This is a genomic window from Pseudidiomarina halophila, assembly GCF_003987215.1.
GTDB lineage: Bacteria > Pseudomonadota > Gammaproteobacteria > Enterobacterales > Alteromonadaceae > Pseudidiomarina > Pseudidiomarina halophila.
Map to the genome: position 1 here is coordinate 28,077 of NZ_PIPW01000004.1, position 22,383 is coordinate 50,459.

The window sequence follows — 22,383 nt, forward strand, 5'->3', positions numbered from 1 at the left end:
TTAGACGTTGCGTTTGTCGCTGTACCAGTTGACTTCGCATTCGTAGTCCTGGACTTGATCGACCACGCCAAGGGTGAGCGCAAACAACGCCATTCGAATAAGCACGCCATTGTCGGCTTGACGGAATATGGCCAAATTAGGATTTTGGTTCAAATCATTATCAAGTTCGTTCGCTTCCGCCCGCGAGTCGCGCGGTAACGGATGCATGATGACCGTGTTGGGCTTGTAATGTTTGGTGTAAATCTCGCTGTTTAAGCGGAACTTGCCACGGTATTGATCCGCTTCTTGTGGCGAGGTGAAACGCTCTTGTTGGATGCGCGTTTGATAAATAATGTCAGCATCTGAGCTGCCACTGACCTGATCGGTCACGTTAACTTCATGACCAGCGTTGCTTAGCGCAGACATAACGCTGTCGGGCATCATTAATTCGCGTGGTGAAATCAGTGTGAAACGCACATTATCGTACAGCGCCAGTAGTCGCGACAGTGAATGCACCGTACGACCAAATTTGAGGTCGCCCATCATACAGATGTGCATACCATCGACAGTATGGCCATGATACGCCAATTCTTTTTTGATGGTGTAAAGGTCAAGCAGGGCTTGCGTCGGGTGCTCGTTGGCGCCGTCACCACCGTTGATAACAGGGACGCGGCTACCTTCGGCAAATTCTGCAACTGCGCCGGATTTTGGATGGCGCATTGCAATAACATCGCTGTAGCTGCTGAGCACCCGAGCGGTGTCATACAGTGATTCGCCTTTGGCTAACGCTGAACTCTCCATCCCGGTGGTTTCCCGAACTTCGCCACCGAGCAGGTTAAATGCGGTGCCGAAACTCACCCGGGTACGTGTTGAAGGTTCAAAAAACAGGTTACCGAGAATCGCTCCATCGAGCACGCGCGTGCGTTTTTGTCGACGTGCGTAGGGCAGCATGCGGTCTGCCACTGCGAAGATCTCGTCGATACTGTCCCGATTGAATTGGTCAACAGAAAGAATGTTGGCGCCAGTGAAGTTCATGTGTTGCGGCCTCAGTGATTAACAAAAAGAGTAGCGAAAAGTTGATCAAACACTGGACCGTTATACTAGCAGATAGCGCAGCTAAAAAGAATGTTCGCCACTAAAATGGCTTGAGTATTGCCAGCAATACGATAGCGAACAGAGCGAGTACCGGAATCTCGTTAAAGATACGATAGAATTTATGACTACGGCGATTGCGGTCGTGGCGGAAGTCAGCCAGCAACTTGAAACAGTAGATATGGTACGCATATAAAAAGGCAACCAGGAGCAATTTAATATGCATCCAGCCGCTTGCCGCAAACCATGCGCTGCCGTACGCGACGATTAACCAGAGACCAAACACCAGCGTCAACACGGCAAAAGGCGTGACAAAATAGAGTAAGCGGCGTTCCATCACTTTAAGCTGGGCACTGACTTCAGCTGATTCGGTCTGGGCGTGATAGACAAACAAGCGCGGCAGATAGAAAATTCCGGCGAACCAGGCCACCATAAAGATGATGTGCAGGGCTTTCACCCAGAGTAAAGTCATTGTCTATTCCTTGTAAGCTGCGTAGCATGTCGTGCGTTCCATGATAAGAAGAGCCGCCATGAATGAGAAGCAAAAATTTACCTTAATTGTCGGAGCTGCTATTGGCTCGCTTGCCTTAGGGTACCTTATTGGCGCCGGGCAAAGCTGGTATTTACTGGAGCGCGTAAACACCCTTGAGCTCCAGGTTGAACGCTTGTACGAGCAAGTTGAAACAGCGGACTATGAGAAGCACATTGCCGAAGTCGAATTAGGTATTGAACGTGCCGCCAGTGAACAGTTGCAGCAAGACCTTGCGGTAAGGCAGGACGAAGTACTGGCATTAAAGCGTGAACTCGCGTTTTACCAAAAAATTATGGCGCCGGAGCTGGAAGCTCAAGGGGTGGTGATCGACGCCTTTGAACTGCGTCCGTTGCGACAGTCCGGGCATTATCAGTTTCGTTTGGCGGTGGTGCAGACGGATCGTCAGCGTGGCGGGGTAAAAGGCGTTTTGGGCTTAACCTTAAATGGCTTATTGAATGGCGATAAAGTTGTACTCGATCTGTTTGAGTTAGCCGAACTGCCCGACAGCGAGAAAGAATTTAGTATGCGTTACTTTAAAGTACAAACCGGCAGCTTTCGCTTGCCTGAAAACTTTGAGCCGGAAAGCATTGATGTACGGGTGAATTTAGAAGGAACAGGAAATACTTTGCTGGAACGTACGTTTTTGTGGAGCGAGCTGGCGCAGACGCCCGCCGGCAATACTTGACCCTTTTACTCAGGTACGAGAAAATAGCGTTCTAACCATCGGAGGTAGTAAACGAATGACTGATGCAGCGCAAGCGATGCCTATCCAATTTACCGAGGCAGCCGCAAATAAAGTGAAAACCCTTATCGCAGATGAAGAAAATCCTGCGTTGAAGCTGCGTGTGTACGTAACAGGTGGTGGTTGTTCAGGGTTTCAGTATGGCTTTACGTTCGATGAGAAAGTAAACGCGGGCGATATGGAAATTGAGAAGAACGGTGTCATCCTGGTGGTTGACCCGATGAGTTTGCAGTATTTGGTTGGCGGTACGGTAAATTACGAAGAAGGCCTGCAAGGGGCACGTTTCTTTGTTGAGAACCCTAACGCGACCACCACCTGTGGCTGTGGTGCAAGCTTCGCCGTTTAAGCCAATATCATCATTGCTCGTAAGTAGAGTGAATGATGCCTTCCTGTCAGCTTTACGTTAGAATGCCTTCTTCATTTGCAGGGGAGGTATTCTATGAGTTCTTATGCGGCACATATAGCAACAGTGCAAGCGCGGTTTGATGCGGCACTGGCTGCCACCAACTTCGATTCAGTATTAATTTACGCGGGCCAACCGCGAGTTGCCTTTCTTGACGATAATCCTGCGCCGTTTAAAGTGAATCCTCTGTTCAAGTATTGGCTACCTGTTACTGAAAGCCCAAAAAGTGCGATTTTTTATGAACGTGGGCAAAAGCCTGTGTTGTTTCTGTTTCAGGCACGCGACTTCTGGCATGCTCCGGTTAAAATTGAACCCGCTGAATGGCAGAACCACTTCGAACTTGTGGTGATTGACGATTTAGCACAATTAACGAGCAAGCTCGGCAGTAAAATCTACGATGCGGCCTTTATCGGTGAAGATTTTGCCGAGCCCGTGGCGAGCTGGCAGGTGCAGGCACATAATCCGCAGGCACTGCTTGACCATCTGCACTTTCATCGAGCGATCAAAACCGATTGGGAAGTGGAAAATCTGCGTCTTGCCAATGAACTTGCTACTCGTGCGCATCTGGCCGCGCGTGATGCGTTTCTGGCAGGTAAAAGCGAGCTTGAAATCCATCACGCCTATCTTGCAGAAATTAATTTTCGCGAGAGCCAGTTACCCTACAACAGCATCGTAGGTCTGAACGAACACGGTGCTATTTTGCACTATGACGTTTATGAGACTAAAGCGCCGGCCGAGAGCCGCTCTTTCTTAATTGATGCTGGCGCGACCTACAATGGTTACTGTGCGGATATTACCCGCACTTACGCCCGTGAAGATGGCTTCTTTGCTGATTTGGTGGCGGCAATGGACACTGCGCAGCAAGACTTGCTGACTGAAATCAAGCCCGGCGTCGATTATTACCAGCTGCATGTTTCTCAACACCTCAAAGTTGCTCAGATCTTAAGTGATTTCGGCTTCGTCAAAGGGTCCGCACAAAGCATTTACGAGCAAGGCTTCACTAGTGCGTTCTTCCCGCATGGCCTCGGTCATTTTATCGGACTTCAGGTGCATGACGTTGGCGGTTTCCTGCGTAATGATCGGGGTGATACCTTTGATCGCGATCCGCGTCACCCATTCTTGCGATTGTTACGTCCAGTGGAAGAAGGTCAGGTCTTTACTATCGAACCAGGACTTTATGTGGTCGATCAGTTACTGGAAGCGCATGCTGACGCGAAAGAACTGAACTGGGATCGCATTGCTGAGCTGCGCCCTTATGGCGGTGTGCGTATTGAGGACAGTATTGTTGTGGGTGCAGAAGGTAACAACGAAAACCTTACCCGCGATGCGTTCGCGAAACTGGATGCCTGAGGTAAACCAGCTTAAGGAAGGAAAAGTCCACCGAGTACAGTGGCGCGGCTAGCGCCCGTCACTGCCGGAAGATTACCAGGTTGGCGCAGCATGTACTGCTGTGCCAGCCAGGCAAAGGCCATCCCTTCCAAATGCTGTGGATCGACGCCTAAGGCCGTAACGCTTTGCCAGTCAGCCTCAGGATAGTGCGCCGCTAATCGTGCCATCAGATGGCTGTTGAAGGCGCCTCCGCCAGCGACGAAGACATTACTGACCGGTGCTTTAGTACTTTGTGTCAGCCCCTTAGCTACCGTTGCGGCAGTAAATTCAACCAGGGTAGCCTGAATATCTTCGCCACGCCAGGTCTGCTCTGCTTCACCGTAGCGCTCAAGGTAGCCGAGTAACCAGTCGTAGTTAAAATACTCGCGCCCGGTGCTTTTTGGCGGCGACTGCTGCACATAGTCATCGGCGAGCATGGCTTCAAGCAACTCAGCAAGAACCTTCCCACTTGCGCCATAAGCCCCGTTAGCATCGTAGCCAACGTCCGAGTCCGGGTGCTGTAACTGGTACCAGAGGTCCAGCAAGGTATTGGCCGGGCCGGTATCAAAACCCGTTACCTGATTATCCGCGTTCGTCAGTACGGTAATATTTGCTATACCACCTAGGTTAAGCACTGCAGCTGAACTGCCTTTAGCTATACGCTGGCGGAACAAAGCTTCGTGAAATGCCGGAACCAACGGCGCTCCCTGACCACCTAAGGCGATATCTTTGCGGCGAAAATCTGCCACTACGGGAATGCCGGTTAGCGCGGCCAGAGTATTGGGATCGCCAAGTTGCATGGTGTAGGGCGTCAGGGCGTCAGGCATATGGCGAACGGTTTGCCCATGGCTGCCGATAGCGGCAACGGCCTGAGGCTTTGTCTTCGCCAGCCGCAGCAAGTTAATAACAACCTCGGCGCTGTATTCAGCAAATTGCCGATCCGCCGTAGCCAGGCGGTGCAATTCGTTGTTTCCAGGGCTGCACAAGTGCTGTAACTCAGCTTTTAAGTCTGCCGGAAGAGTTTGGCAGTAGTGGTGTAGTAGCTTGGGTTGGCTGCTGCTGAAGTCGACCAGCACGGCATCAAGTCCGTCCATGCTGGTGCCTGACATCAGACCAATATAGAGCTGATCGCTCATAATCAGCGCATGGCCAGGAAGACGCGCTTATTGTCTGCCAGCATCGCTAAACGCTGTTCAGCAATTTGCTTGAACTCTGGCATTTCGCTTGCGGTCAGTGATTCGGCCTCTGGGAACTTCACGGTGCGCGGGTTGCGATGCACCCCGTCGACCAGAAATTCATAATGCAAGTGAGCACCGGTGACCCGGCCAGTGGCACCAACACGACCAATCAGGTCGCCTTGTTTTACGCGGTCACCGCGTTTTACTGTACGTTTGCTCAAATGCAGGTATTTGGTGACGTAACGCTCACCGTGCTGGATAAAGACATAGTTGCCGTTCAGATTATTGTAGGCACTGGCGATGACTTTGCCGCTACCCGAGGACATGACCGGCGTACCAACATTGGCGGCGTAGTCGATGCCATTGTGCGGTCGCACGCGCCCGGTAACTGGGTGCAGGCGACGCGGGTTAAAGCTTGAACTGATATAGGTAAACTTCACCGGCGAGCGCAAAAATGATTTACGCATAGCATTGCCGTTGGTGGCGTAGTAGTCGCCATTACTGTGCAATATGGCCTGAAACTTACGGTCCTGATTCACGAATTCAGCAGCGAGTACGCGACCGTAGCCAACAAATTCGCCGTCGACATATTCTTTTTCATAGATGACCGAAAACTCATCGCCCTTGCGTAAGTCGAGGGCAAAATCGATATCCCAACCAAAGATGTTGGCGATACTCATGATCTGGTTTTCGGTTAAGCCTGCGTTAATACCGGCATTCCAGAAACTGGACTCAATTTCCGCATAAGCGAAAGCTTCCTGGATTTGCACTTCTTTGGTATCGATCTCGCTGGCGTAACCTTGCTCAGTCTGGCTGACAATGAGGGTATCGATAGGGCTAATCTGATAGGCCAGCTGCAACAGTTGGCCGTCAGCATCCCTGGCGAAACGCAAGGTATCACCCGGATGAATCTTTAGCAGGTATTTATTGGCTTGTTTATCGCGCGTTAAGCGATAAAGTTGCTGGGGTGTAAACCCCATCACGTCAAAGATGCGTGCCAGGCTGTCGCCGGATTTGACTTCGTAGCCACTCCATTGGACCGCAGGCTCAACAGGTTCCTGTACCGCAATGGTGTCTGCGGCTGCAGTTGAGTCGACCGCAGGCTTAAGCTGCACTGCTGATGTTGCCGGTGCCGTGATTTGATCTTTGAGTTTGACCGGGATCTCAAAGCGCTCACCTAAAATGAGTTGTTTGTCAGCAAGCTTAGGATCAGAGGTATTACGCGACGCGGTCGCTTGCTCTGATGGCAGCAACATGACAATTAACGTCGCGAGGCAGACCCCCGACAATAAAAGCTGGTGACGTCGTGGCAATTGTTTAAGAAAACCTGCCATTCTTAGAGTTAATACCTTCATATACTTCCTGAAGTTAGCGCGTTGGAAAGCTCGATTTCCCCTAGTTCTTGTCGCAGAATAATACGAAGTGCAAGCTTTTTCCAGTCGCTTTACCTTTATTTCCGCTTAAAAGACCGTGTTAAATAGCATACAATGTACCGTTTCGGGAAGTATACCGGGTCAGTGTCTATAGCTTAGGAGTATGAAAGTAATGACAAAATCAGCGGCGGATGCGTTTGCAGAGATAGCACGAGGTACAGAAGAAATTCTGCTCGCCGACGAACTTAAAGATAAGCTCGCAAAAGGCAAGCCTTTGGTGATCAAGGCCGGATTTGACCCGACAGCGCCCGATCTACACCTTGGTCACACCGTGTTGATTAATAAAATGCGGGCATTCCAGGACCTGGGCCATGACATCGTCTTCCTGATCGGTGATTTTACCGGCATGATCGGTGACCCAACGGGTAAAAACGTAACCCGAAAGCCGTTATCACGTGATGATGTGATAGCCAACGCGCAAACTTACAAAGAACAGGTTTTTAAAATTCTGGATCCGAGCAAAACCCAGATCCGCTTTAATTCAGAGTGGATGAATGAGTTGGGCTCTGATGGCATGATTAAACTGGCGGCACGGCAAACCGTCGCGCGCATGCTGGAACGTGATGACTTTAAAAAACGTTATGCGAGCGGTCAGCCGATAGCTATTCATGAATTTTTGTACCCGCTGGTGCAGGGCTGGGATTCAGTCGCATTACGCGCAGATGTCGAGCTTGGTGGCACGGATCAACGCTTCAATTTGCTGATGGGGCGCGAACTGCAAAAAGATGAAGGGCAAATTCCGCAAACGGTCATTATGGTGCCGTTACTTGAAGGCCTGGACGGTGTGCAAAAAATGTCTAAATCGCTGGGCAATTACGTCGGCATTACCGAGCCAGCGAACGATATGTTCGGTAAGCTGATGTCGGTATCTGACGAACTTATGTGGCGCTACTTTGAATTGTTGAGTTTCCGGCCGTTAGAAGAGCTGGCAGAATTTAAGCAAGCGGTCAGAGATGGTGCCAACCCACGCGATTTCAAAGTGTTGCTGGCCAAAGAAATCATTGCCCGGTTTCATGACGAAGCGGCGGCGGATGCAGCGGAACAAGATTTCGTGCAACGTTTCAGTAAAAATGCAATTCCCGATGACATGCCGGAAGTGACAGTAGCTGCACCAGAGGGTGAGATAGGTATTTGCTATCTGTTGAAAGAAGCCAACTTAGTCAACTCGACTTCTGATGCGATGCGGATGATCAAGCAGAACGCGGTGAAAATAGATGGTGAAAAAGTTACCGATACCAAGCAAATGATTGCAACCGGTACTTCAGCTGTGTACCAGGTTGGTAAGCGCAAGTTTGCGCGGGTCAGCGTAGCTTAACCCGCCGCCTCAGGATTTTCTGCCTGCCAGCGCTGGCCATCAGGCCAGCGCAGCAGCGTCATATGTTCACCCCAGACACAGCCAGTATCGAGACCTATAACGTCATCGCGTCCGGTGTTGCCCTGCAGTGCCGCCCAGTGACCAAAAATCAGCGTAACTGGTTGCGGTTGCCAATACACGAACCAGGGTTTCAGCCCTTCAGCTTCTGTTTCCTTCGAGGGTGTACCTTTCGCCTGCAAGTCCAGACATTGTTTTGCGTCTAAAAAACGCATACGGGTAAAGGCATTAATTATAAAGCGGATACGCTCGGGGCCAGCTAACTCTGGCGACCAGCATGGCGGCTCGTTGCCATACATGGTTTGCAGCCATTGGCTAAGCTTTTGATGGCGCCAGGCGCGCTGCAAACTGACACTGACTTCCTCAGCAAGCTCCGCTGCCTCGGCAAGGGACCACTGTGGGTAAATGCCCGCATGCGTCATGACGACGTCATCAACCTGTCGTAACAAGGGTTGCTGGACCAAAAACTCAATCCATTCCTGCTTCTGGGCTTTAGGTAGCGACAACAGCGCATCAAGTTGGTCTTTGGGGTTGGCTTTACGCACACCGGTTAATACTGCGAGCAGGTTCAGGTCGTGGTTACCAAGTACACACTTTGCCGCACTGCCTAAATCACGCAAACGCTGTAAACAGGCTAATGAATCAGGACCGCGGGCGACAAAATCGCCGACGCCCCATAGCTCATCAAATCGGGCATCGAATTTTACTGCTGCCAGCAGTTCATCAAATTGACTGACACAACCCTGCAAATCTCCAACAAAATAGCGTGCCATCAGGTGCTCCGGAATTAGTGCAGAATATTCGGCACAGCGAGCCGGAATGATGGGATCTCGACGTCAAATTTTTCACCATCAGCCGCCACCATGCCGTAGTGTCCCTCCATGGTACCAATTGGCGTCGCCAGTACCGTTCCGCTGGTGTAACTGAAGGACTCACCGGCGGCGATATGTGGTTGTTGGCCGACCACGCCGTCGCCTGCTACCCGGGTGATCTTATGATCCGCATCGGTGATGCGCCAGGCGCGGTTGAGCAGTTGCACAGTTTGTTCGCCATCGTTGCTGATGGTGATGGTATAAGCAAAAACATATTGACCATTATCCGGCGCCGACTGGGCGGCAAGGTAATGGGTTTTTACTTCAATTCGGATGTTGTTCGTGCGCGTCGTATCACTCATAAGGCACCTTGGTTTTCATAATACCAGTTGGCAAGGCGACAAAAGTCGGCCACTGATAGTGTTTCCGGACGTGCGCCAGGGTCGATACCCAAAGCTTCGAGTTGTTCCTCGGCAATATGCTGTTTCAAGTTATTGCGGATGGTTTTGCGGCGTTGATTAAACGCGACCAGACAAAGTTTTTGCAAGGTTCTGAAATCGTGTACCGGGTGCGGCGGCTCAGTGTAAGGCGTCAGTCGCACCACTGCTGATTCCACTTTTGGTGGCGGCGTAAACGCGCCGGCCGGCACCGCTAGCACGGGTTCCACCATACAAGCCTGTTGCACTGCTACGGTTAGTCGACCGTAAGCTTTAGTGCCTGGCTCAGCTGCTAAGCGGTCCACCACTTCTTTTTGCAGCATAAAGTGCATGTCGGCGATGGCATCCATCTGGTTCAGCAAATGAAAGATAATTGGGGTGGAGATATTGTACGGAAGATTTCCGAACACTCTTAATTTCTGTCCATCCTGCTGAAACTGATGGAAGTCAGTTTTTAAGGCATCGCCACGGTAAACAGTGAGTTTTTGCTGTAAAAACGGGTGCTGCTCCAGCCGGTCGGCCAAATCGCGATCAAGCTCTACCACGGTCAGGTGGTCAATACGGTCACAAACCGGCTCGGTAAGTGCGGCAAGTCCGGGGCCTATCTCGACCAGCTGCTCGTCCTTTTGCGGATTAATTGCATCGACGATGGCATCAATCACAAAGGTGTCGTGCAGAAAGTTTTGTCCAAAGCGCTTACGTGCGCGGTGTCCCAAATGCGTTTTTGTCATTCCGTTACCATGGTTAATGCGGTCTCTAAAGCATAGCAGGCACTGCCAATGTCAATCGTACCAGTGCCGGCCTTGTCCAGGGCGGTGCCGTGGTCGACCGAAGTGCGAACAAAGGGCAAGCCGAGGGTGATATTTACGGCATTGCCGAAGCCCCGGTATTTTAGCACGGGCAGGCCCTGATCGTGATACATGGCGATCACTGCGTCGGCAGTCTCCAGATAATGTGGCTGGAATACAGTATCTGCCGGCCAGGGGCCGCTGACGTCAATGCCTCGTGCCTGCAATGTCCGGAGCGCAGGCGCGATATGTTCAATTTCTTCGAGGCCGAGGTGGCCCTGTTCGCCGGCGTGAGGATTCAGTCCGCACATTAATAGCTTCGGGCGCTGGCACTGAAAACGCAGACTTAATTCGCTGGCGACGATTTCCGTAACACTTTCAATCAGTGGCTGGGTAATGGCTGCCGGAACCTTACTTAAGGGTAAGTGCGTAGTAACCAGTGCCACGCGGAGTCCTTCCGTGGCAAGCATCATCACGACCTGGCGGGTGTTACTGAGCTGGGCAAAGAACTCGGTATGGCCGCTAAAAACGATACCCGCATCATTAATCACACCCTTATGTACCGGGCCCGTCATGACCGCGTCAAATTCTCCACGCATGCAGCCTTCGCCGGCGTGGCGCAGCAAATCCAGAACATAATGACTGTTGGCAGGCTCAAGTTGACCGGCGCGTACTGGTGCGGCGAGTTCATGCTCTGCGACCAGCAGGGTGCCCGGCGGCCACAATTGCGGCGGTCGGCTGGGCTCATAGTCTTCACAGGAAACGACAAGACCGAGCTGTTGGGCTCGGTCTTGCAGGAGTTGCTTGTTGCCAAGTATCACCAGTTCACAGGGCCATTGCTGTTGTACCAACTGCTGTACCAGATACAACGCAATGTCAGGCCCAATACCGGCCGGTTCGCCAGAACTATAGGCGATACGCTTCAGACTCATTTAACAACCTGTTCGATGTATGCCTGGTCGCGGATCTCTTGTTGCCAGTTTTCCAGCTCTTCCTGGTACTTACGGCGGAATAACAACTGGTATGCGCGATTTTGCTTACTGCGCTCGGTCGCATCCTGAATACGGCGATCGAGAACTTCCACAATGTGCCAACCGAACTGCGACTTGAATGGTTCACTGATGACACCAACTTCAGCGTTATCGACGACTCGTTTAAATGCAGGATCATAAACTTCGGTCTGTGACCAACCTAAGTCGCCGCCCTGACTGGCTGAGCCTGGATCTGAAGAGTGCTCGCGAGCCATATCTTCAAAGCTTGCTTCGCCAGCGACGATTTGCGCCCGAATTTCTTCCAGTTTTTCTTTGGCACGCTTATCAGAGAGAATCACCGATGGCTGCAAAAGAATATGACGGGCATTTACTTCTTCAACTTCCACGGTTTCTAAACCGCGGGTATCAGCAACTTTCAGAATGTGAAAGCCGACGCCACTTTTGATTGGACCAATCAGATCGCCTTTCCGTTTGTCACGTACAGCCTCGGCAAATAAAGTTGGCATGGCATTGATGTTCATCCATCCCAGGTCGCCGCCTTCCAGCGCCCGTGAACCTGATGAGGACGATACGGCGGTTTCGGCAAAGTCAGCGCCTTTACGTAGTAGTTCAAGCAGTTGCTCCGCACGTTCGCGGGCATCCTGCACTTCATCACTGCCACTGCCGTCACGCAAACCAACGAGGATGTGACTCAAGCGGTATTCGACTTCTTTCTCGTTCATCTCTTCAAGCATTTGCGAGAGGTTATTAATCTCTTGCGGTGAAATATAAACGCGTTCGCGTACTGCGCCGCGCTGAACTTCGCCTAACATCATTTCCTTGCGTACCGATTCACGGTAGCTTGACCAGGTACTACCAAGGCGTTCGATTTCATTGCGTAACTGATCGACGGTCAGGTTTGATTCCTGGGCAATCCCCTGGATAGTCTGCTCTAGTTGTGCGTCACTGACTTCGATACCCGCACGGCGGGCGATTTGCAGTTGCACTTCCTGCAGCACTAAACGGTCGATAGCTTGCACACGCAGCACTTTGTCGCTGGGCAAACTCATATCCTGCTCGGCTGCGTTGCGCTTGATCTGTGCCAACATGGCGTCGACTTCGCTTTGCAAAATCACGCCGTCATTTACAATAACTGCGACACGGTCGAGCACTTCATTGGCCTGCACAGATACTACGCTGCTTGCGATTGCCAGCCATGCAATGCTCACTATCTTCAACATCTTGTTCATGAAAACTACCTAGTTGCTTAAATAAAACGGGTGGCGATAGCCAAACAGGCTCTGCTCGATAAGTTCCAGCAGGTTACCATTGTCAGAGCCAAGCCCCTTAATTATGAATTGTATACTGACCCCATTATCGAACTCAGGTTCACCCGATAATGGATCAAATTGTTGTAATTCCAGATTGCGATTGACACGACGGTAAGCACTGACTCGCACAGCCCAACAACAGTCGTTGTACTGTAACGCAAGAAGTGCATCGTTGGTACGCTTCTGCTGTAAATCGTAGTACCAATTCGTGGCGAGTTGCCATTTCGTATTCACTTGGTAGACCGTCTGCAAGCCCAATTGTTCGATATCATCGTTAAGAATATTGGTCACCTGCCGATGACTTAGCTGCACGAGGTTACTCTCATTGACGCGATACTCAACCGCAGTTTGACTCTTACGGGTACTTTCCTGTTCGAGGTCGTACTGCACCGCCCCGTTCACAAACACGCGCTGCCCCAGCCGGAACCGCGCTTCAAACGCCAGGTCGGAACGGTCGTCAGAGACCTGGCTCGCTTCATCAAAAAGATTTACCCGGCTATCATCAAAATAATAAATTTGACCGACGCTAAAGCGCATCAACTCCCGCGCACTCTGATTGAATACGCTGGTTGAGGCACCAATGGTGACCTGATTGGCATCAGCGATACGGTCAAGCCCGGAAAAGCGACGGGCACGGAACAGGCCGCGGTAATCATCCTGCATCAGCGTTGAATCATAGATGCCAATGTCGGATTGTTCGCGGTAGGGCACATACAAGTACTGTATTTGCGGTTGCAGGGTTTGCCGGTAGTTGGCGTTATCCCAATTAAACTGACGCTCGAGATTTAGTCTGCCGCGCATCCGGAACTGTGGTAAGCCGCGCGACGGGTTCTCACTTAACCCCGCTTCGTTGGCGGCCTGGTCGTAATAGGTGTAACTGTAGCTAAGCTCAGTTAACCAGTCGTAGGCAGGCTCCTCGATCGAGAGATTGACCTGCGGTTCGATGTGGAAGCGCGAGGCATACTCGCTACTATCTTCCTGATTACGAAAATGGGTCAACTCAGAGAAAAGACCATACGACAGTATGCTGGGGCCTTGCCATTCAGCCTGGCCGACAATCTGCGGCACGGTGCGAAAAGGTGAACGATAGTTGCCTAAAATCTCAAAATCTTCGGCTCGTAACATGACGTGTATGTTGTCATCCAGATAATCCAGGCGCGCGTGACGGTAGATTTGCGCATCGGCACGACCGGCAAAATCGCTGCCAAAATCATTCAGGTAGTCATCGTCACTAATATCTAATGCATTAATATAGGAGCGCCAGTGCTGGCTCCAGTTCTGTTCATGCTCGACCCGCCATAAGTAGCGTGAGTCGGATGTCGCTAAACTTTCGTCTTCATTCAGATAGGCAAGATTGAGTTGTCCGAACCCATCTTCGGTGAGAACCCGATATTCTGCTTGCATCTGCAAACCACGTTCAGCCATGTAACGGGGAGTAATGGTGGCATCCTGGTTTGGTGCGATGTTGATGTAATAAGGCAGCTCAAATTCAAAGCCGTTCTTCTGTGAAGAGCGAATGGTCGGAAATAAAAAGCCGGTTTTGCGCTCATCTGTAATTGGGAAATTCAGATAGGGTACATACAACACTGGCACCCCGAACAGTTCAAACTTGGCGTGCCAGGCTTCACCCCAGGCCTCGTCTTCATTGATGCTGATTTCTTGCGCACTTAGTTGCCATGCAGGATCATCGGTCGGACAGGTAGTGAAGGTAGAACCTTCGAGTAAAACCTGCTCCGGTGCAATAGACAGGATCTCTGCTGTACCATGGGCGCCGGTATCAATAAGCTGATATTCGGCACCCGCCAGATAGGCGCGGTTGGTGCCCGAATTAAGCCGGAAGTTCTCACTGGCTACCTGCACGTAGCCATCAGTGAAACGTGTCGCGCCACTGGCATTGATATTGCCCGTTGCTTGGTTCACAGTAGCTTGTTCAGTCAACAGGTATTGGTCGTTGAACTGGACTTCGACATTGCCGGTAAATGATGCAATTGAAGTTTGCGAATCAATGTCAGCTTGATTGGCTCGGACGCCGATGGCATCGGTGCTAAGGTTACGGATAGGTTTGAGTTCATCTAACTGGAATAATGGTGCACGGACCGGACACTGGCTGAGAAATTCTGCGTTGTCCTGAGCCTGCGCTGCGGCGACAGTGGTGCCGCATAGATAGAGGCTTATGCCCCAGCAGGCTCCGCGAGTGAATAAATGCATGTTAGTGATGACTCAACTTTGTCCTTAACAATGTGGAAGGTATGATAAAGCAAATTTACTTTGCCTGCCATTTGTGAGCGAGGAAATAGCGTGGAAAATAAACGAGAAGTAAAGTTGCAGGCGTGGTGCGAGGCCGTGACCGGGTATCCACAGCAAGATCTGCAGCCGGTTTTCGGTGATGCCCGGCCCTGGCGTTATTACCGTACCCACGACGGACTACGTAGCCTGATTGCCATTGATACCATGAATACTGAGGCGGCACTGAATAATTATCTGGCAGTGGCAGATGCCTATAGCGAGCGCGATGTTGCCGTTCCGGAGTTAGTAGCAGTGAACGAACAGCGCGGCTTCATGCTGATGACTGATTTGGGGTCAAGCTTGCTATTGAGCCACTTAAGTGAAGCTTCGCTTAGTGAGTGGTATGCCAAAGTCTTCGTCGATCTTGCCGATATTATGACGGTAACTGAAACCCAAAACGGTCCTTTACCTAAATTCGATGCCGCGCAACTGCAGGCTGAACTGGATCTGATGTACGAGTGGTTAGTAAAGGCTCACTTACGGCTTGAGTTCAGTGACGCAGAGGAAAAGGTCTGGAAGGACTTTTGTGCGGCATTGATTGCCAATGCTGAAGCACAGCCGCAAGTTGGGGTGCACCGAAAATTTCACGCCCGGAATGTGCTGGTTCAGGGCGATAAATCCCTTGCTTACACGGGTTTTCATGATGCGGTAGTAGGCCCGATCACTTATGATGTGGTGAGTTTACTGCGTGATTGCTATGTGCGCTGGCCAGATGACCAGGTGCGCCGCCTGGCGGCAGAATGTTACGATTACCTACGCAATCAGCGTAAGGATTTGGGGTTAGATGCAGATGCTGCAATCTGGCAGCGCTGGTTCGATTTAATGGGCTTACAACGCCACGCTTATGCAAGTGGCTTGTTTGCACGCCGTTATCGCCGTGACGGTAACCCGGGATACGTGCAGGATATTCCACGAAATTTGGCATATCTCCACGATGTTGCTGCTATCTACGCGGAATTCGAAGATTTTCGCGTAATTTTAAAAGACCGAATTTTGCCCGCCTTGGCGGCATTAGATTAAGTACGAGGAGTATGCATGTTTTGGGGTAAAGTGCTTGGCGGTTTCTTCGGTTACCTGTTTTTAAAGTTACCGGGTTTGTTTCTGGGTGTGCTGATCGGACATTGGTTTGACCGGGCGCTACAGCAGTCAATGCGCCAGGGTGGGGTGGTTAATCAGCATCTGTTTGTCGATACCTTGTTCGCCGTGCTGGGGCATTTGGCAAAGTCGAAGGGTCGGGTAACCGAACAGGACATCGATTACGTTAATGCGCTGATGCAGCATCTCAAGCTAAGTGATGATGCGCGTAGCCGGGCACAGGAAGCTTTCCGGCAGGGGAAAAGTGCCGATTATCCGCTGGTCAATAAAGTCAGTGAGTTCCGTCGGCAAGTCGCGTGGCGGCGTGATATTTTGCAATTCTTTATCGAGCAGATTCTGATTGTCGCGCTGCACGATGGCAAATTGGATCAGGCTGAGTACGACGTGTTATTGCGTATCACTCAGGCGCTTGGCTTCCGTCGCGCGCAACTGGACGTCTGGTTGCAGATGGCGCAGGCTGGTCAGCGGTTCCGGGGCGGCCGTGCTGGCACCAGCGGTGCCACCCAAGCGAGCCAAATCGACGATGCCTATGCGGTGCTGGGCGTTGACCGCAAGGCGAGTTTTGCTGAGGTGAAGAAAGCTTACCGGAAGCTAATGGCTAAGCATCATCCGGATAAATTAGCAGCGCAGGGCCTGCCGGAAGAAATGCGGGCGTCGGCACAAGAGAAAGCGCAGGAAATTCAGGCGGCCTACGAACTTATCAAAAGTCAGCAGGGCAGTGAAAGTTAATAGCCTGGCCACTTAGCGGATGCTGAAAACCGATCTCTTCAGCATGTAGAAGTAAGCGCGATGCGGCAGCGTAAGCTGTCGCATCAGCATAGAATTTATCCCCGAGGATCGGTGTTCCCAATACCTGCATGTGCACACGTAGCTGGTGTGAACGTCCAGTAATCGGAAATAACATGACCTCACTCGATTGGCCGTCAAAACCAAGCACCTGATAGCGCGTTTGCGCGTGGCGTCCCGCCAGCAGATCAATCATCTGCCGCGGGCGGTTCGGCCAGTCACACCGCATGGCCAGATCAATCAGGCCTGCAGTGGCTGGAAGCTTCCCAGCCACGCGGGCGCGGTAATACTTATGAACCTTGCGTTGTTCAAACTGGCGTTGCAGATGTGCCTGTGCGGTTTTGTGCAGCGCCAGAACGATTAAGCCTGAGGTTGCCATGTCCAGTCGATGCACCACCCGTGCGCCCGGTAACACCCGCGTTACCCTTGCCCAGACCGAGTCGCGATGAGCTGGATCTTTGCCTGGCACACTTAATAACCCCGGCGGCTTATTCACCACGACAATGGCTTCATCGCGGTAAACGATGTCCAGATAGGGATCCGTCGGCGGTGCATAATTGAGTAGCGTCATGCAGGCGAATTCACCACGATACGAACGCTATCAAGCTGCAGCATCGGCTTGGCCAGCGCAGCTCTGAGTTGCTGGTGCCGCGCCTGTAATGCATCGATTTCACTTTGTCGAACTGCTGGATTACGTTGTTTTAATTCCCGCATGCGTTGCTGCGCACTCGCCATGCGTTGTTCAAGCAACTGCTCCGCCTGATCCAGCAGCACTTGCTGCTGCGCTTCGGCCGGTTGCCAGGCTGTGTGGATGTGCTGTTGGATGTTTTGCCGCAGCTGTTGCAGCAAGGCGCGGGCTTGTTTTTTGTCGACAAACTGCAGCTGTTTATCAAATGCTGCAGCCTGCACCCGCGCCGTAAGGTCACGGCCCTGACTATCCAGCAGAATACGAATGGCTTGTTGCGGATAAAACTCGTGCGCTACCAATTCCGGCGCTGTGGTCAGTTGACTGGTATAGCTCAGCTCGATAAACCACGCCCCGGCGGGCAGCGCCCGATTTTGGATCAACGCCACGCTGGTGCTACCAAAACTGTCGGTACTCAATAATTCCAGGGCATGCTGTACCTGCGGATGGTCCCAACTGAGGAATTCGACCTGTTCATTCGCCAACGCATAATCGCGTGAGAAGGTCACGGTAAGACCATCGTCGGGTAAACCAGGCAGCTGTATACGCATATGTTCCGTCGGTCGCAACCAGCCACTTTCGGCATTGAATTCATCGTAATCAAGACCAAAACGGTTCCAGAAATCATGCATGAACTCAGTCAGTTGCTGCTGGCGCTCATCGGCGGCAATGGCCGCCAGTATGGCGTCAGCCTGTTGCGGACGGTAGGCGTTCAGCTCCTGCAAGCGATCCCTGCCTTGTTTAATCTGCTCACGCAGCTGTTCAGCACGTTCGGCAGTTGCATCCAGCACCTCGGCAAAACCAAGTTCGTCATGGTAATCGCCCGTCAGAAAAGCCTGCAGTTGCTCATGGAACTCATCGTAAAGCATGGCACCGACGGCGTTAGGAGCACGAAACGCCTGCATAGCCTCATACCATTGGTACAAGTAAGCGTCACGACTGTCAGTCAGATACGGAACGTGGATTTGCACGGTTTCGGCTTGGCCCAGGCGATCGAGACGGCCGATACGCTGCTCGAGTAGATCCGGATGTGTAGGTAGATCAAACAGCACCAGATGGTGAGCGAATTGAAAATTACGACCCTCGCTACCGATTTCCGAACAAAGCAGGATTGGACAGCCGTCTTCCGGGCTGGCAAAGAACTCCGCGGCACGATCGCGCTCCAGCAAACTCATGCCTTCATGAAAGACCGCGGCATGAATTCCGTGCTGGATGCGCAAGAAGTCATAGAGTTCCTGCACTTGTGCCGAGGAGTGACAGATGAGAATAAATTTTTCCGCTTTATGGGCACTCAAAAGCTGTTTTAACCAGCTGGCTTTGGTAGCGAAGGCCTCACCATCATCAGCGTCTAGTGCCACCGGGTGACACTGGCGTTCCGGAAAGCCGCCGACATGTGCCCGGCTATTGCGAAACATTAAGCGCCCGGTGCCATAGTGGTCGAGCAAGCGGTCAAGAAGCTTATCCGCGCCAACCCTGGCCAATACTTCGGCCAGTGGCGTCAGCTGCTGGTAGCTTTGCTGCTCGGCAATAAATTGCTCCAGCGAATGGAAGCGGTCAGGGTCGAGTAGCTGCAGCCGCGCAAAGTGGCCGTCCAGCCCCGCCTGTTCAGGCGTGGCGGTGAGTAGTAGTACGCTGGGGATGGCCGTGCAAAGCTGTTGCAGCTGGGCAAAGTGTGCAGTCTTTGGCGCGATTCGATGGGCTTCATCGACAATTAGTAAATCAAAATCAGCGGCAGCCAGTTGCGTTTGCCAGCGTTCACTTTGCAACAGACTTTGCGGCACCACCACCAGTTGCTCAGCGCTGAACACATTGTCGTGTTCTTCCACGGTTTGCTCACAGCGCTCTTGATCAAACAGACTAAAGGCTAACGCAAAGCGGCGTTTGAGCTCGATCAGCCACTGATGACAGAGGCTGTCCGGCACGATAATCGCCACGCGCTGGCTGCGACCACTGAGCAGCCGGCGTTGCAGGATGAGCCCGGCTTCGATGGTTTTGCCCAGGCCAACCTCGTCCGCGAGCAACACTCGCGGTTGATAGCGATCTGCGACCGTGTGAGCGATATAGAGCTGATGCGGTAACAGTTGGGCGCGGGCACCGAGTAAACCGGCCACCGACGATTGTTGCCAGCGCTGCAGATGGCGCTGTGCTTGCTGGCGCAGACGGTACATATCAAGGCGGTCAGTCTTGCCGGCCAATATGCGCGTAAGCGGATGTTGCGTGGCGACCTGGGCAGCCAGCTGGGCCTCAGGCAAACTGGTGGTCTCCTGAGTGTCCTCACGCTGACCGATGTAATGCAGAATGCCGCCTCGGTTTTCCACCTCAGTCACGCGAAAGAACCAACCGTCAGCGTGCTGACCACGATCATCGGGCAGCAATCGATAGCGGGCCAGAGGTGCTTGCTGACTGGCATAGTGACGGATTTCACCGGTGGCCGGGAACAAAACCGTGAGCATGCGACCTTCGACTTGGGTCAATAACCCGAGACCTTGCTCCAGTTCTGTTTCGCTTAACCAGCGTTGACCTGCCACATATGTGTGCACGCTATCTTCTGACATCCAAAAACCTCTACGATTGAGTACGCTCGTGGGCGTAAAAACAAAGGGCGCACATGGTAGCTAAATTTTTTTCAATGTTCACACCATTTTCATGAAAACTGCGCTAGTCTTAAAAGTGCATGGCAAGCAAAAATTATAATTAAACTTCATACCTGCTTGAGGTCGCGCATGACAGAAACAACGCCCAAATACTATCTGTTAGACACCAATATACTACTCCACGAACCCCTCGCCTTCCTGAATTTTGATGAACACAACGTTGTAATACCCATGGTCGTGCTGGAAGAACTCGACAATATCAAAGACCGCCACAAAGATGTCAGCCGCGAAGCACGGGTGGCCATTCGTTCGCTGGAGGATGCATTAAAAGATGCCAGCCCGGAGCAAATTATCGAAGGTGTGCCGCTGAGCCGCATGCAGGGTGCGCACCACGCCGAAGGCACCCTGGCGATTTACCCCGATTACCAGTTAAAGCAGACCGAATCGGCGCTTAACCTGTCAGAGAATGATCACCGTATTATCCAGGCCGCTATCGAGTTACAGAAAAAACATAAAAGCGCCAAGATCGTACTGGTGACCAAAGACATCAACATGCGCCTGAAGGCCAAAGGCGCAGGCGTGAAGTATGTCGAGGATTACCGTACCGACCAATTGATCGATGATATTCGCTTTTTATCCAAAGGCTTTGTTGAGCTGGACGGCGATTTCTGGCAAAACGTTGGCGAGGTGACCAGTGTACAGGAGGGTCGTGAAACCTTTCACGAGGTCGAACGCGAAGTGTTGCCCACGGTCTTTCGTAATCAGTATTTGATTGATGAAACTGAGCTGTTCGCTGCCAAAGTTGTCGGTTATGACGAACAGAATGTGCGCCTGCATGATTTAGGCTTTGAACGAATGATGAGTTACCACGCCTGGGGAATTCACCCGAAGAATATTTATCAGGCGATGGCGATGAATGCGTTACTCGATCCAAGTATTGATCTGGTGATCTTAACGGGTCCGGCAGGTAGCGGTAAGACCTTGCTGGCGTTGGCTACGGCACTTGAGCTGGTGGTTGAACAGGGGATTTATGAAAAAATAATCGTTACCCGCAATACGCCAGAGATTGCTGAATCTATAGGCTATCTGCCAGGTACGGAAGAAGAAAAAATGGCGCCCTGGCTGGCGGCAATTACCGATTCGTTGGAAGTGCTGCACAAAAACGATGAAAGCATGGAATCGAGCCTGAATTACATCATGAATAAGGCCAATATCCAGTTTAAGTCGTTGAACTTTATGCGCGGACGAAGCATTCAAAATGCCATCGTATTATTAGATGAGTCGCAGAACCTTACCGCGTCGCAGTTAAAAACCATTATTACCCGTTGTGGTACCGGCACCAAAATTATTTGCTCTGGTAACCTGGCGCAAATCGACAGCTATTATCTGACCGCAGTGACTTCAGGTTTAACCTATATTGTGGAGCGTTTTAAAGATTACCCCGGCAGTGCCACGGTGAATTTAAATGGTGTGGTGCGCAGCAGTCTGGCGCAATACGCAGAGGAGAATTTGTAGCCTCACGCGCGGCGCTGGCTCATGTAGTCCTCCAGAATGAGCTGCGCCGCAGCACTGTCTATTTTGTCTTTACTAAGTTGACGAAAGCCGCCACGAGCGAAGAGTTCTTCTTTGGCGGCAACCGTTGTTAAACGTTCGTCTTGCAGTTCAACGGGCAAACCAAAACGGCCGTGCAGGCGATTGGCAAATTTACGCGCAAGCTCGGTTAGCGGTTGTTCAGTACCATCCATGTTCAAAGGCAAACCCACCACCAATGTTTGAGGCTGCCATTCCTTTAGGATTGCTTCGACCCGCTGCCAGTCTGGCTGGCCGTCTTTGGCTTTTAACGCGGCCAGCGGCGAAGCGGTGCCGGTAATTGTCTGACCCACGGCGACGCCAATATTGTGGGTGCCAAAATCAAAGCCCAGCAGCTGACTCATGCGTGGCCAGCTCCAGGGCCAAGTTGCCAGGAATGAAAACCCAGCTTCTCAGTGGCTTTCTGCCAGCGTTCGCTGATCGGCGTATTGAACAAAATATCGGGATCCGCGGGAATGGTCAGCCAGCTGTTATCCGCTAGCTCCTGTTCGAGCTGTCCGGCATCCCAGCCAGCGTAACCCAGGGTAAGCAAAAACTTATCCGGTGCCTTGCCACTACCCATCGCTTCGAGGATATCTTTGGATGTGGTGATCATCACCTCGTCACTTATGCGTGCCGAGCTGCGCCATTCTTCGTCGGGCGAGTGCAGTACAAAGCCGCGGTCACGGGCCAGCGGACCGCCGGCAAAGACTTGTCGATCGAACATCAGTGAATGCTCAGGCACAATAATTTCAAGCTGCTCCAGCAGCTTAGCGACATTGAGCTCAACGGGTTGGTTGATCACCAGACCCATGGCGCCATCTTCATTGTGCTCACAAATATAAGTGACCGAGCGATGAAAGAACGGATCCTCCATGTTTGGCATGGCGATCAAGAAATGGTTCTGTAAATTCGTTAATGCTTCCATAA

Annotated in this window: 21 protein-coding genes; 7 read left to right on the forward strand and 14 right to left on the reverse strand. The window is 51.8% G+C overall.

The window, feature by feature from the left end:
* Entirely contained in the window at window positions 1–1,014 is a 1,014-nt protein-coding gene (locus tag CWI69_RS10920; RefSeq protein WP_126764299.1) for an aspartate carbamoyltransferase, read from the reverse strand.
* A gap of 100 nt (window positions 1,015–1,114) precedes the next feature.
* Entirely contained in the window at window positions 1,115–1,543 is a 429-nt protein-coding gene (gene hemJ, locus CWI69_RS10925; RefSeq protein WP_126764301.1) for a protoporphyrinogen oxidase HemJ, read from the reverse strand.
* Between the two features lie 58 nt (window positions 1,544–1,601).
* Between hemJ and CWI69_RS10930 the strand changes: the two genes are divergently transcribed.
* From CWI69_RS10930 to pepQ, 3 genes are all read left to right on the forward strand, one after another.
* Complete coding sequence (locus CWI69_RS10930) at window positions 1,602–2,288, forward strand: DUF6776 family protein (protein WP_126764302.1); 687 nt, start codon at window positions 1,602–1,604, stop codon at window positions 2,286–2,288.
* Between the two features lie 55 nt (window positions 2,289–2,343).
* The gene (erpA, locus tag CWI69_RS10935) at window positions 2,344–2,691 is read left to right on the forward strand and encodes an iron-sulfur cluster insertion protein ErpA (protein WP_126764304.1); all 348 of its coding nucleotides are present in this window, start codon (window positions 2,344–2,346) and stop codon (window positions 2,689–2,691) included.
* A 93-nt stretch (window positions 2,692–2,784) separates the two neighbouring features.
* Entirely contained in the window at window positions 2,785–4,098 is a 1,314-nt protein-coding gene (gene pepQ / locus CWI69_RS10940) for a Xaa-Pro dipeptidase (RefSeq protein WP_126764306.1), read from the forward strand.
* 11 nt (window positions 4,099–4,109) lie between these two features.
* Here pepQ and CWI69_RS10945 read toward each other — a convergent pair whose 3' ends face one another.
* Window positions 4,110–5,252, reverse strand: coding sequence for an anhydro-N-acetylmuramic acid kinase (locus CWI69_RS10945; RefSeq protein ID WP_126764308.1), 1,143 nt, complete (start codon window positions 5,250–5,252; stop codon window positions 4,110–4,112).
* A gap of 2 nt (window positions 5,253–5,254) precedes the next feature.
* Window positions 5,255–6,649, reverse strand: a complete 1,395-nt coding sequence (locus tag CWI69_RS10950; RefSeq protein WP_241971103.1) for a peptidoglycan DD-metalloendopeptidase family protein — start codon at window positions 6,647–6,649, stop codon at window positions 5,255–5,257.
* A gap of 190 nt (window positions 6,650–6,839) precedes the next feature.
* Here CWI69_RS10950 and tyrS point away from each other — a divergent pair, with 190 nt between their 5' ends.
* Window positions 6,840–8,042 carry a tyrosine--tRNA ligase gene (gene tyrS, locus CWI69_RS10955; protein ID WP_126764309.1) on the forward strand — a complete coding sequence of 401 codons (1,203 nt, stop codon included), beginning with the start codon at window positions 6,840–6,842 and terminating at the stop codon, window positions 8,040–8,042.
* On the opposite strand, the gene CWI69_RS10960 is transcribed toward tyrS, so the two are convergent.
* From CWI69_RS10960 to CWI69_RS10985, 6 genes are read right to left on the reverse strand one after another with little or no spacing between them, the layout of a single operon-like run.
* Window positions 8,039–8,872 carry a symmetrical bis(5'-nucleosyl)-tetraphosphatase gene (locus CWI69_RS10960; RefSeq protein WP_126764310.1) on the reverse strand — a complete coding sequence of 278 codons (834 nt, stop codon included), beginning with the start codon at window positions 8,870–8,872 and terminating at the stop codon, window positions 8,039–8,041. The two genes, tyrS and CWI69_RS10960, sit on opposite strands and share 4 nt — an antisense overlap.
* Window positions 8,873–8,886: 14 nt before the next feature.
* On the reverse strand, window positions 8,887–9,273 hold the full coding sequence (gene apaG / locus CWI69_RS10965) for a Co2+/Mg2+ efflux protein ApaG (RefSeq protein ID WP_126764311.1): 387 nt from the start codon (window positions 9,271–9,273) through the stop codon (window positions 8,887–8,889).
* Window positions 9,270–10,079, reverse strand: coding sequence for a 16S rRNA (adenine(1518)-N(6)/adenine(1519)-N(6))-dimethyltransferase RsmA (gene rsmA / locus CWI69_RS10970; protein ID WP_126764313.1), 810 nt, complete (start codon window positions 10,077–10,079; stop codon window positions 9,270–9,272). Before rsmA ends, apaG begins: the two co-directional genes overlap by 4 nt.
* Complete coding sequence (pdxA, locus tag CWI69_RS10975; RefSeq protein ID WP_126764315.1) at window positions 10,076–11,068, reverse strand: 4-hydroxythreonine-4-phosphate dehydrogenase PdxA; 993 nt, start codon at window positions 11,066–11,068, stop codon at window positions 10,076–10,078. The genes rsmA and pdxA overlap by 4 nt, the downstream gene beginning before the upstream one ends.
* A complete protein-coding gene (surA, locus tag CWI69_RS10980; protein ID WP_126764316.1) occupies window positions 11,065–12,357 on the reverse strand; it encodes a peptidylprolyl isomerase SurA in 1,293 nt (430 codons plus the stop codon). The genes pdxA and surA overlap by 4 nt, the downstream gene beginning before the upstream one ends.
* 9 nt (window positions 12,358–12,366) lie before the next feature.
* On the reverse strand, window positions 12,367–14,646 hold the full coding sequence (locus CWI69_RS10985; RefSeq protein ID WP_126764318.1) for an LPS-assembly protein LptD: 2,280 nt from the start codon (window positions 14,644–14,646) through the stop codon (window positions 12,367–12,369).
* Window positions 14,647–14,736: 90 nt separating this feature from the next.
* On the opposite strand from CWI69_RS10985, the gene CWI69_RS10990 reads away from it, so the two are divergent.
* Together CWI69_RS10990 and djlA are read left to right on the forward strand one after the other, a co-directional pair.
* Window positions 14,737–15,744 (forward strand): aminoglycoside phosphotransferase family protein, encoded by a 1,008-nt coding sequence (locus CWI69_RS10990; RefSeq protein ID WP_157984269.1) that lies wholly within the window; start codon window positions 14,737–14,739, stop codon window positions 15,742–15,744.
* 15 nt (window positions 15,745–15,759) lie between these two features.
* Entirely contained in the window at window positions 15,760–16,548 is a 789-nt protein-coding gene (gene djlA / locus CWI69_RS10995) for a co-chaperone DjlA (protein ID WP_126764321.1), read from the forward strand.
* Here the strand turns inward: djlA and CWI69_RS11000 are convergent.
* Window positions 16,520–17,176 (reverse strand): pseudouridine synthase, encoded by a 657-nt coding sequence (locus CWI69_RS11000; RefSeq protein ID WP_126764323.1) that lies wholly within the window; start codon window positions 17,174–17,176, stop codon window positions 16,520–16,522. The genes djlA and CWI69_RS11000 overlap by 29 nt on opposite strands.
* The gene (locus tag CWI69_RS11005) at window positions 17,173–19,845 is read right to left on the reverse strand and encodes an SNF2-related protein (protein WP_126764324.1); all 2,673 of its coding nucleotides are present in this window, start codon (window positions 19,843–19,845) and stop codon (window positions 17,173–17,175) included. Before CWI69_RS11005 ends, CWI69_RS11000 begins: the two co-directional genes overlap by 4 nt.
* Window positions 19,846–20,013: 168 nt before the next feature.
* Between CWI69_RS11005 and CWI69_RS11010 the strand changes: the two genes are divergently transcribed.
* Window positions 20,014–21,399 (forward strand): PhoH family protein, encoded by a 1,386-nt coding sequence (locus CWI69_RS11010; protein ID WP_126764326.1) that lies wholly within the window; start codon window positions 20,014–20,016, stop codon window positions 21,397–21,399.
* A gap of 2 nt (window positions 21,400–21,401) precedes the next feature.
* On the opposite strand, the gene ruvX is transcribed toward CWI69_RS11010, so the two are convergent.
* A complete protein-coding gene (ruvX, locus tag CWI69_RS11015; protein WP_126764327.1) occupies window positions 21,402–21,818 on the reverse strand; it encodes a Holliday junction resolvase RuvX in 417 nt (138 codons plus the stop codon).
* Entirely contained in the window at window positions 21,815–22,381 is a 567-nt protein-coding gene (locus tag CWI69_RS11020) for a YqgE/AlgH family protein (RefSeq protein WP_126764329.1), read from the reverse strand. The genes ruvX and CWI69_RS11020 overlap by 4 nt, the downstream gene beginning before the upstream one ends.
* Window positions 22,382–22,383 lie beyond the last annotated feature (2 nt).